The organism is Nitrospirillum bahiense (genome assembly GCF_007828025.1).
GTDB lineage: Bacteria > Pseudomonadota > Alphaproteobacteria > Azospirillales > Azospirillaceae > Nitrospirillum > Nitrospirillum amazonense.
The window spans coordinates 388,752-401,973 of the sequence record NZ_VITO01000001.1 but is presented as its reverse complement, the minus strand read 5'-3'; the positions used below and the strand labels follow the sequence as shown (position 1 = coordinate 401,973).

The following is a 13,222-nucleotide window of genomic DNA, read 5'->3' as shown; positions in this document are numbered from 1 at the left end:
TTCCGCGTCAATTGGCTCCCTCTCCCAGGTTGGGTCCCGGGAAATGGGGCCGCGCTCACGCGCGGCCGTAGGTATCGGACAGACGCACGATGTCGTCTTCGCCCAGATAGGCGCCAGATTGCACTTCAATCAGGTGCAGGGGCAGTTTGCCGGGGTTCTCCAGGCGGTGCTCCATGCCGATGGGGATATGAACGGACTCGTTCTCCCGCACCAGGCGGTTTTCGCCGTCGCGCTGCACCAGCGCGGTGCCCTGGACGACGATCCAATGTTCCGCGCGGTGGTGGTGCTTCTGCAGGCTGAGGCGCGCACCCGGCTTCACCATGATGCGCTTGACTTGGAAGCGATAGCCGATGTCCACGGCACGATAATAGCCCCACGGCCGGTAGACCGTGGTGTGGTGGGTTTCCTCCGAACGGTTGCGGCGGCGCAGCTGCTCCACCACCTTGCCCACGTTCTTGGCGTGGGCGGCGTCGGCGATCAGCACGGCGTCGTCCGTGGCGACAATCACCAGATCCTCCACACCAATGGCGGCCACCAGGCGGCCGTCGGAGTGGACGTAGCTGTTCTTCACGTCCTGCAGGATGACGTCGCCCTGCTCGACATTGCCGGCATCGTCCTTGTGGCTGACATCCCACAGGGATCGCCAGGACCCGACGTCGCACCAGGCCATTTCCACCGGGATGACGGCGGCCTTGTCGGTATGCTCCATGACCGCGTGGTCGATGGACAGGGACGCGGCGGCGGTGAAGCAAGCCTCATCCAGGCGGAAGAAGCCATTGTCCTCCTTGCCGGCGGAAATGGCTTCGCGCACGGCGGTCACCATGTCCGGCTGCAGGCGCTCCAGCTCGGCGATGTACTGGCGGGCCGACATCAGGAAGATGCCGCTGTTCCACAGATAGTTGCCGCTGGCGAGATAGCGCTCCGCCGTTTCCGCGTTGGGCTTCTCGGCGAAATGCTCGACGGCGCGCACGCCGTCCACCCCAGCCAGCGGGGTGCCGGTGCGGATGTAGCCGTAGCCGGTTTCCGGCTTGTCGGGCACGACACCGAAGGTGACCAGATGGCCGGCCTGCGCCGCCGGCACGCCCTTGGCCACGGCCAAGTAGAAGTCGGGTAGCGAGCCGATCAGATGGTCACAGGGTTGGGCCAGCATCAGGGCGTCGGGATCGCGGTCCATCAGCCACAGGGCGACGGCGGCGATGGCGGGCGCCGTGTTGCGGGCCGCGCTCTCCAGGATGATGGTCTGCGGTTCGATCCCCATGCCGTGCAACTGCTCGTGGATCATGAACCGGTGTTCCTCGTTGCAGATGACGACGGGGTCGGCGAAGCCGGCGTCGCCCAGGCTGCGCGCAGCCGTCTCCTGCAACAGGGTCCGGTCCGAGGTCAGGGCCAGGAATTGCTTGGGATGGATCGCCCGGGAGAGGGGCCACAGCCGGGTGCCGGCGCCGCCGGACAGAAGAACCGGATGGATTTGCGTGGTCCGCAGGGCTCGGGTGGACACGCGCTCCGTCACGTCATGCATTTTATGACCGCTCCGCTTCAGGGTGGGAACCTTTGCAGATGACGCTACGGGGCAGGCTGAACCGGGGCCAGTGACCAAGCCGTGGCCGGGGGATTCGCAAGGGGAACCAGGAGCACGAGGCGCATCGGGCGTCCGCCTTTACGCTCATGAAGGGTAGGACAGTGGTGTCCGCTTTCAAGGGCGGGTGCGTCACGCTGGCGCGGATGCGGCAACGCCGCCCGGTTCGGGGCGGCGTTGCACGTTATGGGCGAGGCTGTGGGGGATCAGGGCGCTAGAGGCGGCAGGTCCCGCGTTTCCAGCCGGGCGAGCAGCTCGGCCAGGCTGTCAGCCTCCGCCTGAACGGCGGCACGGGTGGCCCAGCCGGGTAGGTCATGGCGCGCGGTGGGGGGCGACGCCCGCACCTGCACCAGGTTGACGGTCTCGTTCGGGTCGTGCCGCAGGTCGTACATCTCCCATTCCTGGGGCACGCGCCCATCCGGGTCGTGATAGCGGGACAGCTTGAAGTCCGGGGTGCGCACGCAGCGGACATGGTTGGGCTGTCGCACCGGCCCGGGTGTCAGGCCGGGCACGGGACCTTTGCCATGCGACCCTTCGCGCACGGCGGCCACCGTGGCGTCGAACACGGCGAACTGCGCGTAGGAGGCCGTCTCATGCGGGTCGCCGATGGGCGGCAGCGGCTTGGTGATCTCATCGTCGGTGATGAACAGCACGCCCCGGCGCGGCAGGCCGTCGGGCTCCGTCACCACATCGGTTTCCCCGCGGATCAAGGGGGCGAGGTCGGCGCCCGGCAGGGGTGGGAGGGGCCCGCGGGCCGCCGCCAGCTGCCGGGCGGCCTCATCCTGGTCCGCCCCGGCCAGGCCCAGGATGGTGGGCAGGATGTCGATGTGGCTGGTCACCTGGTCCAATTGCCGCAGGCCGCCCGGCACGCGGTACGTGGACGGCGGAAACTGCACCACCACGGGAACGTGCAGCGCCTCCTGATAGGCGGTGTGCCACTTCTCGATCATCATGCCGTGGGCGGCGGCATATTCCCCGTGGTCGGCCAGGAAGACGACGATGGTGTTTTCCGCCAGGCCCGATTCCTCCAGCGTGCGCAGCACGCGGTCGATCTGCGCGTCCACCACGGCGTGCAGATAGGCGTACAGCTGGATGAAATCCCGGGCCGAGGTCGAGGGGTTGTCGGCCAGCTGGAAGGGGATGCAGCTTTTCAGTGTGACCGCCACGGCCGCATCCATCTTGTCGGCCGGCGCGGCGCCGCCCGCGCCGGTGCCCACCTTGGCCGAGAGCGCCAGGCCCATCTTGTAAGCATAGTCATACTGGCAGGACGGCTTGGCCGACAAATCCTCATCCAGGGTGGGCGGATTGTGGGCGCAGGCTTGCGGGAAACCCAGGGGATTCAAGGCGGCCTGCAGGGTGCCGCCGGTGGGTGGGGGCGTACGGTCGCCCTGCAGGGGCACCGTCAGGGGGCCGAAGACCGACTGGGTGGCGCCCACGGTCAGGCCATTGGGCAGGGTGACGGGCGTGCCGGTGTCGGACGGCAGGGCCTGGGCGATCACCGCCGGGTAGGTCGCGATGTCATGGGGGTTGGCGAAGGACGCGACGGCGAACCACGGGCGCGCCTTGGACGCGTCCGGCGCCGCCAGCCCCGGCGCCTTGTCGCTCTTGACGGCGGCGGCGCGGTCATAGTCCAGGCCCAGGGCCTTGCGCCGCAGGAAGGTGCAGACGCTGTCGGCGAAACCGATATCGCGGTACAGGCCCAGGTTGTTGGGCGAAGCGCCGTGCGGCTCGGGGTAGGATTCTTCCCAGTCATCGAAGCCATAGGCCTGCAGGCTATGGTCCGGCGGGTTGCTGACGTGCCACTTGCCGAAATAATGGGTGCTGTAGCCGGCGGCCCGCATCCAGCTGCCCAGGGTGGGGATGCCATCCGGCGCCAGCCAGGGGAAGTTGGCGGCGTCACCGTTCTTGAACAGGCCGTCGGTTTGCGTCACGCCGGTGCGGGTGCCGTATTGGCCGGTATAGATCGTGGCGCGGCTGGGGGTGCAGGCGCTGGCGGCAATGGTGTGGTTGCGCAGCACGACCGCGTTATGGCGCAGGCGCAACAGGCCGGGGAAGAAGGCGGCGTAGGGATTGTGGGCATCCACGGTGCCCTGGAAGCCCAGGATCTGCTTCAGCGCTTCGGCGAAGCCGCCCTCGGGACCGTAAGAGAAGCGGGGAAAGCGATACTGGTCGGTGGTGACCAGCAGGATATTGGGGCTCGTGCTCATGGCGATACGTCCCTCCCGTGTCGGACGCCGCCTGAAGCGTGGTTGTCACGAGATTGCAACTAAAGAGAGCTGAGGCGGCGCGGTGCACTATAAAGGCGCGCGGCTGCTGCTCCAAGAATTTTCCCTCAAGAGTTGTGATGGGCGATTTCAGGTCACCGACGGCAGGACGATGTGGACCTTCAGGCCGCCACCGATGCGGTTGGTGGCGGTGACCGTGCCGCCCAGCGCCTCGACATTGCGCTTCACGATCCACAGGCCCAGGCCGGCATGGCCGGGCGATCCCGCCTTGGCGTCGCGGCGGGCGTGGTCGGGCGGGCGCAGGGAGAAATAGCGATCGAAGATGTTGTCGATCTTGTCCGGGTCGATGCCGGGGCCGCTGTCCTCGATGGTGAGGTTGATGACGCCGTCCTCCTCCTGCAGGCGCACGGCGATGGCGCCCGCGTCGGGGGTGAAGCTGACGGCGTTATCCAGGATGTTCTCCACCACCACGGCCAGGGCGACCTTGCCGGCGCGGACCAGCACGTCGGGGGGCAACTGGCGGCTAAGGCGGATCTGCCGCGCCACCAGCACCTCGCGGTAGCTTTTCAGGATGTCGGCCACGATCTGGGTCAGGTCCACCGCCTCGCGCGGGGATTCGATCATGTCCGCCATGGTGTTATCCAGGCATTGCGAGGCGGAGATCAGCGCCTTCAGCCGGTCCAGCGACAGTTCGATCAATTCGGCGGCGCGCTTGCCCCGGGCGTGCTCCGCCGGGATCAGGCGCTTCAGCGGCTCCAGGCAGGCTTGGATGGTGGCGACCGGCCCCTTGAAGGAATGGGCGTTGTCCTCCGCCGTCTGGCGAATGACGCCGGCCACATGGTGCAGGTCGTGCACCAGGCCGTCGAAGTCGCGGGCCACGCTGTCCAGTTCCGGGATGGCGTTGCGGCTGGCGAAGGTGTTGCCCGCCACCCGGCCCTGCCGGATTTCGCGGGCGACGTGGCGGAAATGGCGGATGTGCCGGCGCACGGACAGGGCGGTCAGCAGGGCGATGACGGCCACGGCCAGGTACAGCATCAACGACAGCCGCACCTGTGGTGTCTGCCAGTAGGGGCGGCCGATGGCGGTGGCCAGCAGTTCCGATGTGACGTGGGAAGAGACCAGGACCCAACAGCCCCAACGGCTCTGGATGGGCACGACGGAGGTCAGTATCTCCTCATGCCCCGTGGGCTGGGTGTAGCGGATGTCGACCGGCTTGTCCCAGGTGCAGCTTTCCGCCACCTGCGAGACGATGCCATGGCGTTGAAGGTTGTCCAGGATGGCGCCCAGGTCGGCCGCGTCCACCTTGGGCGCCGAGGCCAAAAAGTAGAAGCCGCCGTCCTGGCCGGCGGCTCCACCCTTGGGCTGGAACATCAGTTTCAGGTTGGTGCCGTCACCGCCGTATTTGGCCAGCTCCTCGTTCAAGGACGCGGTGGGCGGGCCGCTTTCGCGGTTCAGCAGCGGCTTCAAGGCCTGGGCGATAAGCCAGCTGCTGTACCGCAGGTTCTTGGTGACAATCTCCCTTTCCTTGCGGTCCGCCGTCTCGAACTGGCCGTAGAGGATGAAGGGAAGGGCGGCGAAGATGACGAGCAGGAAGCCCAGTCTAACCGTGAGTGATCCGGATATCCTGCGGGCGGTCCACCTCAGACGCCGCAGCATCGACGGTTCCCGGGTCACGCCATCGGTAGCCGAAGGCCGCGAAATTCTCAATTTCCGCAAAGCCACGATCGATAGCATTGAACTTGCTCCGGATCCGCTTGATCGACGAGCGCACGTTGGTCCGGAAGCCATCCTCGCCGCTGCCGGCGACGAACCCGCTCCAGTGCACGCGGTCGTAGATGGCCCGGTAGGTGACGTGCTCGCCCAAATTGGCCACCATGAACTCGACGATACTAAATTCGGTAACCGTAAGCATCACGTCGCGACCCTGCCAAAAGGCTCGGTTGACCTTAGGCTTAAGGGTAAGCTTGCCGCATACGATCTCATCCCCCGACCTAGCCGTAGGGGTAGGGGTTGCCGCCGCGGGCGGTTGCAGGATCAGGCGGATGCGGCGGGCCAGGACAGACATGCCGCGGGTCTTGTCGATGAAATCGACGGCCCCGCGGTCCAGGGCCAGCGTCTCGTTGGCGGGCATGGACATGCCGGTCAGGAAGATGACCGGGATGCGGCAGCCGCGTCGCCGCAGGTCGGGCAGCAGATCGATGCCCAGCGTCCGCTCCAGGCACCAGTCGATGACCAGGATGTCGGCGGCGCCGTCATCCAGGCCTGAGCCGTCGGCGCTGGTCAGGTAGTTGATCAGCGACTTCGCGTCGGCGAAGCCGGTGACGGTGAAGCCCAGGTCCTCCAGTTCGCCCGTGGCCGCCTCGCGAAACGCCTCGTCATCATCGACAAGGACCACGCGGGCCGGCATGGCCGGCAGGACGTCATTTGGCTTGAGCCACGGACCGGAGGTCGGCCAGGCAGTAGCGTTTGCGGTCGCCGGTGTCATTGTCACTTGTCACCTCATAGCTTAGGACGCGGTAAGCCTGCGTCTTGATGTCGGGGTACAGTGTCAGGTCGACGGTGCAAGTCCCGTGGCGGTAAAGCCATTCCTTCCCCGGGGACAAGTCCTGCTGCGAGGAAGGGGGACCCATCAGGGCCTGTAACTGGGATTCGTCCATACCCACCAGGTCGATGTCGGACGACGCCATGGCGGCGGCGCTGGCGGCCGCCGGTGTCGTCTGGGACGGGGTGGGGGAGGGAGCGGTGCGGCGGGCGGCCGCCACGCGGGCGGTGTCACCCGTCCCGGTGGCGGGGGCCGCCGGGGCCTTGGCACGGGTTGGGGCCGGCCGGGTGACCGCGATCTTCTGGGGGGCGGGCTTCGCCTGCTCCCACGGCGGCAACCAGGCGGTGCAGCCCGACAGCAGCGTCAGCCCTACCAGGCCTGCCCGATGCCAAAGTTTTGCGCACACCACAAAAAACCTCCATAAGGGACGACCTCCGTCAGCCCGCCCTCCGGCTGTGAAGCCAAGGGGCCGGTCACGCGCATCTATGGGGTGGTCCCTCCCGGGGAGCCTGCCTTCGAAGGCGTGGTCCCCGGTAGGCTGGGGCCGCCGCCTTTTTTATGGTTAAGAAGTCGTCCGTCCCCGTTACTGGCACGGGATCATGGCATCACCGTGGCGTGGGGCCGGTCGCTTGTTTTCTTACCGAAAGGCTACTGGTTGGACGGAACTGCTAGGTCAGGTCGATACCGATAGAGCAAGTGGTGATTACATACAATTTAACATAAAGGCAATCTATCGAACGGATTGGTGCTGTTTGCAAGCAGGGGAACAATGCCTTGCAGTGGCGTGTGGCCGCCATTGGGCATTCGGTGAACACAGTTTCGTCACATGGCGCGGGTGGCATATGTCTATTGCAGTGCGGCATATGACTAAAACCTGCCTATGTCTCCAGTGGTGCGTGAAATCGGTATAAAATGGCGGGATATTTGCTTTCCGAGGTATGTCGGATGCTGCTTCTTTTTGTGCCGTTTTGGTCTTGCGAGACTGTGCATGTCGGTGAATTCTGATACGGCACCGCCGAAAGAGACCTGCCACCCTATTCCCCCATAGGTTTAGCGCTCCTTAAGCTGGAACTTCCGGAAGGGCCAGGAAATTCAGGCTTCAACAGGGGCAGCGGCGGGACATGTTGTTCTTCAGCGAGGTAAATCATGGATCGCCGACATTTGATCGCGGCCGGTGCCGCGCTGCCCTTCGGCCTGTCTGCGGTGGCCGCCGCGCGCGCGGGCGCGGCACCGGCCTCCGATGAGGCCGAAGGGGCCGTCCAAGTGGCGCAGACCGCCACGGCCAAGGCCACCCCCACCATTTATGACTATGGCGCCGTTGGCGATGGCGTCACCGACGACAGCGCCGCCTTCTCCAAGGCCCTGGCGGCGGCGGCCACCAAGGGCCTGATGGTCATTGTGCCGGCCGGCACCTACGCCATCGCCAAGACCATTTCCTTCGTGTCCACCCAGGATGCCGGCAGGCCTTGGGGGCTGCAGGCGCAGGGCGCCACGCTGGTGTCGTCCATCACCAACGGCACCGACATCATGAGCCTGCAGGCGGTCAACACCGTCCGCTACTTCCGCATCCTGGGCGCCATGAAGATCCTGGGCAGCGGCAAGGATGGCAACGGGTTGCGCATCATCGCCTACGGCAGTTCCTATTTCTTCTACAACGTCACGCTGGACGGGTTGTGCATCGAGGGCGCGGGCCTGAACGGCCTGCTGTTCGAGGGTAACGTCTTCGAATCCCTGCTGGTCGGCTGCTTTTTCCAGGACTGCAAACAGAACGGCGCCGTCTTCGCCCAGTCCAAGGGCGGCGTTTGCTCCGCCATCACCGTGGTGGGCTGCTTCTTTGCCCAGAACACCAAGTGCGGAATGATGGCCACCAACTTTGATTCGACATACGGCGGCACCACCGACGTCCGCATCTTCGGCGGTTATTGCCGCGACAATGGCAGCTATGGCTTCTACTACAACAACGGCACCTCCAGCGGTGCTGCCATCGAGCAGGTGGGCTTCGAGAACAACTGCCGATCGCTGTCGCCGGGCGACCCCAACGGCGCTCATGTCTACGGCCTGGTGCAGATGCGCTTGCGCAACTGCACCGGTTATAACGAGGGCGGCGGCGCCACCTACATGGTGCGCGGCTGGTTCAGCAACCTGACGGTGCTGGACAATTGCGACCAATCGTCGGGTGGAGCGATGGCCACCACAGGCAAGTCGCGGCTGACGCAAGTGAACGGCAACGCCGCCGGCCATGTGCTCATGCGCCAGTCGGGCGGGGGCTTCGATATGGTCAGCGGCACCGGTTGTACCTGGGCGGCCGAGAATTGCTATGGCTCGTCACCCGTCGGCGCACTGAATCTCAAGGCCACGGTGACTTCCGGCTGACGCGCATAGCCAAATTCCGGTTAAGCCCAAGGCCCGGCGGGATTCGTCGCCCACCGGGCCATTGGCGGGCCACCCTGTCATCAGGGCGAGGTGTCACCAGGGCAAGGCGCCTTCGTCGTTGAAGAAGCCACCGGTCGGGCCATCGACTGGCAGCAGGGCCAGGCGGATGGGCGTCGCCGCCCCTTGCGCCGGCGTCCGCGGCCCGCTGTGGCGGTTGAGGTCGGTGGCGCAGTGGCCGGGGCAGGCGCTGTTCACCTTGATGGGCGTGTCCTTCAGCGCCTTGGCCAACTGCGCCGTGACGCCGTTCAACGCCGCCTTGGACGACGCATAGGCCGGGACGGCCAGCCCGGCGTAGGGATGCCGAGGATCGCTCATATTAGTCAGGGAGCCCAGGCCGCTGGAAACATTGACGATGCGGCCGGCGGGCGCCTGGCGCAGCAGCGGCAGCATGGCCTGGGTCACGGCGACGGCACCGAAGACATTGGTTTCATAGATGCGGCGCATCACCTCCACATCCACCAGGGGTTTGCCTTCGCGCGCGGCGTCAGCCTCCTCCCGCGCGGCGATGCCCGCATTGTTGACCAGGATGTCCAGCCGGCCGAAGCGCTGCTGGATGCGCGCCGCTGCGTCCAGGGCGGAGCCAAGGTCGGTCACGTCCAGGGTCAGGGCGTGGGCGTGCAGGCCTTCCTGCGTCAGTTGTCCGGCGGCATCGCGGCCTAGCGCCTCGTTGCGGCAACCCAGCAACACGGTGACCCCCTGGCGCCCCAGGCCCCGGGCGATCTCCAGCCCGATGCCCTTGTTGGCGCCGGTGATGAGGGCCACGCGCGAATCAGTGGGGAGGGGACTTGTCATGATCATTCTCCAGACAGGAATGGGCCCGCGGCGCCTATGCGCCCCCGGTCTGGACCAAAGAATGACGTTCCCTGTATCGTATAAGAAGAATCCAGTTATCCTACTATTGGGACTATCAGGCTATGGACAGCCCCTTACCAGCCGGCGTCTCCGCCAACGGCGGCAACCTGGCGTTCGCCGCTTTCCTGCGTGACCGGCGCCGGCATCTGGATCCGGGCTCGGTGGGCCTGCCCGCAGGCCGGCGGCGGCGCACCCCCGGCTTGCGGCGGGAGGAGGTGGCGCAATTGGCCGACATCGGCACCGCCTGGTATACGGCGCTGGAGCAGGGACGGGACGTGCGCCCATCCGATCAGGTACTGGCCAACCTGGCACGCGCCCTGCGCCTGACGGCGGTGGAGCGGGACCATCTGTTTACCCTGGCCGGCCGCCGTCCCCCGGCCCGGCTGGAGGGCACGGGCGAAGGGGTGGACGCGCAGTCGCTGGCGCTGTTGCGCCGCCTGGAACCGGATCCGGCCTACATCGTGGATGCGCGTTGGGACGTGCTGGCCTGGAACCAGGGGGCGGCGGACCTGTTCCGCTTCGACGCCGAGGCGCCGGCCTATGGGCGCAACATGCTGTGGCGCTACTTCACGCGCTCGCCCACGCCGGAGGAACGGTCGGACTGGAACGCCACCGCCCGCGCGCTGGCCTCCATCTTTCGGGGACAGAGTGCTGCCCATGCCAACGACCCGCGATTCCGGACCTTGATCGACGACCTACTGGTAGCCAGCGACACCTTCCGCCGGGTGTGGCCGGGGCAGGAGGTGCGGGCCCTGTGCGCGGGGCGCAAATGGGTGAACCATCCGGTGCGGGGCCGGCAGGAATACGACTTCGTGCCCCTGTTGCTGCCGTCCATGCCCGGGGCGTCGCTGATGGTCTATCTGCTGCGCCCGGCGGCGGACGGCGGCACAGGTGAAGGGGGACACGGTATGGGCCGCGCCCCCCTTCCCGAGCCCGTCACAAGGCTGGTCAGCCCTTAACGAACGCCAGCAGGTCGGGGTTGATGGTGTCGGCGTGGGTGGTGGCCATGCCGTGCGGCAGGCCCTTGTAGACCTTCAGGGTGCCGTTCTTCACCAGCTTGATGGCGAGATGCGCGGAGTCCGCGATAGGCACGATCTGGTCGTCATCGCCATGCATGATCAGCACCGGCACGTCGATCTTCTTCAGGTCCTCGGTGAAGTCGGTTTCCGAAAACGCCTTGATGCAATCGTAATGGGCCTTGATGCCGCCGATCATGCCCTGGCGCCACCAGTTGTCGATCACGCCTTCCGACACCTTGGCGCCGGGGCGGTTGAAGCCATAGAAGGGGCCCGCCGGAATGTCGCGGTAGAACTGGGCGCGGTTGGCCACCAGCTGGGTGCGGAAGCCATCGAACACCTCCATGGGCAGGCCACCCGGGTTCTTGTCGGACTTCACCATGATGGGCGGGACGGCGCCGATCAGCACGGCCTTGGCCACGCGGCCCTTTTCGGCCCGGGCGACATAGCGCGCCACTTCGCCGCCGCCGGTGGAATGACCAATATGGACGGCATTCTTCAGGTCCAGCGCCGCAGCCAGAGCGATGACGTCGGCCGCGTAGGTGTCCATCTCGTTGCCGGTGTCGGTCTGGGTGGACCGGCCGTGGCCGCGGCGATCATGGGCGATGACGCGATAGCCATGGGCCAGGAAGAACATCATCTGGTTGTCCCAATCATCGGCGCTCAACGGCCAGCCGTGATGGAAGACGATCGGCTGCGCCGTCTTGGGGCCCCAGTCCTTGTAGAAAATCTGGACGCCGTCCTTGGTGGTGATGAAGCTCATGGCATGGGTTCCTTTGTCGGCCGCGTGCGGGCCGGTGGCGGGGGAAGCGGTTTCGGTGGGGGCGGCGAGGGCCGTCGCGGCGCCTGTGGGCAGCATGGCGAGGGCGGCGATGGCGCCGCCGCCCATCAGCACGGCGCGGCGGGCGGCGTCTGGCCCGCCCCCGGCGACGCCCAAGGTTGGGGCGGCCGGATGGCCGTCGCCGGCTGGGGATTGGGGGGTGTCGTTGTTCAGAGTCATGACCCTGCTGTTCCTTGGTGTGTCCGGGGTGTGTCCGGAACCGGAACCCGGCCCCCGGCGGCGCCCAAGGTAGGGGCGACCGGGGGCCGATGACTTGCAGGGTTGAACGCGATTTGGCGGTTTGTGCGCTGAAATGATGAACCGGCCGAAAGAAAAGCGGGCCGGAACAAGGGCATCAGTCCGTGGCGATGGTCTGGTTCAGGAACCAGGCGCGTTCTTCCGCCTCATCGATCCAGTTTTCCAGAAGGCTGGCGGAAGCGACGTCGCCCGCCTCATCGCAGACCTCGTGCGCCTCGCGCAGGATGCCGGCCAGGGTGACGTTGTCCTCGTGCAGTTCCCGCAGCATGTCCAGGGCGCCCACCTTTTCGGCGTCGTTGTCCTTGATGCGCTGCAGCTTGGCGATCTGCCCGATGGACTTCAGGGTGGTGCCGCCCACCTTGCGCACGCGCTCGGCGATGGCGTCGGTGGTGGCGAAAATCTCCGCCGCCTGCGCGTCCAGCAGCAGATGGTATTCGCGGAAGTGCGGGCCGGAGATGTGCCAGTGGAAATTCTTGGTCTTCAGGTACAGGGCGAACATGTCGGCCAGCAGCGGCGTCAGCGCGCCCGGGACGCCTTGGAAATTCGGCTTGGTGCTCATGGGTCGGAACTCCCGTCGTGGATCGTAAGGATGCGTGGGGCGTAACAGCCCGTTTCGCTCCTGTCTTGTAGGGTTGCCCCCGTCTTGAACGGTTGCGCGACTATCGTCAGGAACCGCCGGTATCGGCGGCCCGCATCAAGCATTTAGGGCCTCGTCGCACCGTTCCAAGCCCATGGGTCGGTTCGGTCGGTGTTTAGGCCGACGGGCGGGGCGCCGCCGCGACGGCGCCCCGGTACGCGTCAGGCGGCGTCGACCAGCACCACCTCGGCGTCTTCGACACCCACCACCTCGACCGTGGCCTGGTCGGTGATGGCGGCGCCATCGCGGGCCTCGATGCGGATGCCGTCGATTTCCACCACGCCCTTGGCCGGAACCAGGTAGACATGGCGGCTGGGGTCGACGGTCAGGGTCACCCGCTCACCCGCTTTCACCGTGGCGCCCATCACCCGGGCCTTGGCACGGATGGGCAGTGCGCCCTCATCGCCGGTGAAGCCACTGGCCAGGGTCACGAACTTGCCGGAGCGGTCTGCCTTGGGGAAGGGCTTGGCCCCCCAGGAGGGCGTGCCGCCCCGCGTCTCCGGCTGGATCCAGATCTGGAAGATGCGGGTGGTCTCATTCTCCAGGTTATATTCCGAGTGGCGGATGCCGGAACCGGCCGACATCACTTGCACGTCGCCGGCCTCGGTGCGGCCTTCGTTGCCCTGGCTGTCCTGGTGGGTGATGGCCCCGTCGCGGACATAGGTGATGATCTCCATGTCCGCATGCGGGTGCGGCGGGAAGCCGGACTTGGGTGCGATCTCATCATCGTTCCAGACCCGCAGGCTGCCCCAGCCCATGTTGGACGGGTCGTAGTAGCTGGCGAACGAGAAGTGGTGCTTGGCCTTCAGCCAACCATGGTTGGCGCCACCCAGCTTGGCGAACGGACGACGTTCAATCATGAC

At 66.4% G+C, this 13,222-nt stretch carries 11 protein-coding genes; 2 read left to right on the top strand and 9 right to left on the bottom strand.

The genetic code is table 11. The annotated features are described in order from the left end of the window. Positions 1-55: 55 nt before the first annotated feature. From FBZ88_RS01705 to FBZ88_RS01685, 5 genes are all read right to left on the bottom strand, one after another. The gene (locus tag FBZ88_RS01705; protein ID WP_145615110.1) at positions 56-1,519 is read right to left on the bottom strand and encodes a mannose-1-phosphate guanylyltransferase/mannose-6-phosphate isomerase; all 1,464 of its coding nucleotides are present in this window, start codon (positions 1,517-1,519) and stop codon (positions 56-58) included. A gap of 263 nt (positions 1,520-1,782) precedes the next feature. Continuing rightward, a complete protein-coding gene (locus FBZ88_RS01700) occupies positions 1,783-3,783 on the bottom strand; it encodes a sulfatase-like hydrolase/transferase (RefSeq protein WP_145615109.1) in 2,001 nt (666 codons plus the stop codon). 147 nt (positions 3,784-3,930) lie between these two features. Next, entirely contained in the window at positions 3,931-5,457 is a 1,527-nt protein-coding gene (locus FBZ88_RS01695; RefSeq protein WP_186464143.1) for a sensor histidine kinase, read from the bottom strand. Further along, a complete protein-coding gene (locus FBZ88_RS01690) occupies positions 5,402-6,286 on the bottom strand; it encodes a response regulator transcription factor (RefSeq protein WP_145615107.1) in 885 nt (294 codons plus the stop codon). Before FBZ88_RS01690 ends, FBZ88_RS01695 begins: the two co-directional genes overlap by 56 nt. Continuing rightward, complete coding sequence (locus tag FBZ88_RS01685; RefSeq protein WP_145615106.1) at positions 6,222-6,749, bottom strand: hypothetical protein; 528 nt, start codon at positions 6,747-6,749, stop codon at positions 6,222-6,224. The genes FBZ88_RS01690 and FBZ88_RS01685 overlap by 65 nt, the downstream gene beginning before the upstream one ends. Positions 6,750-7,489: 740 nt before the next feature. On the opposite strand from FBZ88_RS01685, the gene FBZ88_RS01680 reads away from it, so the two are divergent. Further along, positions 7,490-8,716: a glycosyl hydrolase family 28-related protein gene (locus FBZ88_RS01680; RefSeq protein ID WP_145615105.1), complete on the top strand. Its 1,227-nt coding sequence runs from the start codon at positions 7,490-7,492 to the stop codon at positions 8,714-8,716. A gap of 93 nt (positions 8,717-8,809) precedes the next feature. Here the strand turns inward: FBZ88_RS01680 and FBZ88_RS01675 are convergent, their stop codons facing one another. After that, the gene (locus FBZ88_RS01675) at positions 8,810-9,568 is read right to left on the bottom strand and encodes an SDR family oxidoreductase (RefSeq protein ID WP_145615104.1); all 759 of its coding nucleotides are present in this window, start codon (positions 9,566-9,568) and stop codon (positions 8,810-8,812) included. Between the two features lie 122 nt (positions 9,569-9,690). On the opposite strand from FBZ88_RS01675, the gene FBZ88_RS01670 reads away from it, so the two are divergent. Beyond that, the gene (locus FBZ88_RS01670) at positions 9,691-10,587 is read left to right on the top strand and encodes a helix-turn-helix transcriptional regulator (RefSeq protein ID WP_145615103.1); all 897 of its coding nucleotides are present in this window, start codon (positions 9,691-9,693) and stop codon (positions 10,585-10,587) included. Here FBZ88_RS01670 and FBZ88_RS01665 read toward each other — a convergent pair. The 3 genes from FBZ88_RS01665 to FBZ88_RS01655 form a co-directional block, all read right to left on the bottom strand. Beyond that, positions 10,577-11,644: an alpha/beta fold hydrolase gene (locus FBZ88_RS01665; RefSeq protein ID WP_425465776.1), complete on the bottom strand. Its 1,068-nt coding sequence runs from the start codon at positions 11,642-11,644 to the stop codon at positions 10,577-10,579. The genes FBZ88_RS01670 and FBZ88_RS01665 overlap by 11 nt on opposite strands. Before the next feature lie 175 nt (positions 11,645-11,819). Continuing rightward, positions 11,820-12,281: a Dps family protein gene (locus tag FBZ88_RS01660; RefSeq protein WP_145615102.1), complete on the bottom strand. Its 462-nt coding sequence runs from the start codon at positions 12,279-12,281 to the stop codon at positions 11,820-11,822. A 239-nt stretch (positions 12,282-12,520) separates the two neighbouring features. Next, positions 12,521-13,219 (bottom strand): pirin family protein, encoded by a 699-nt coding sequence (locus FBZ88_RS01655; RefSeq protein ID WP_145615101.1) that lies wholly within the window; start codon positions 13,217-13,219, stop codon positions 12,521-12,523. Between the last annotated feature and the right edge of the window lie 3 nt (positions 13,220-13,222).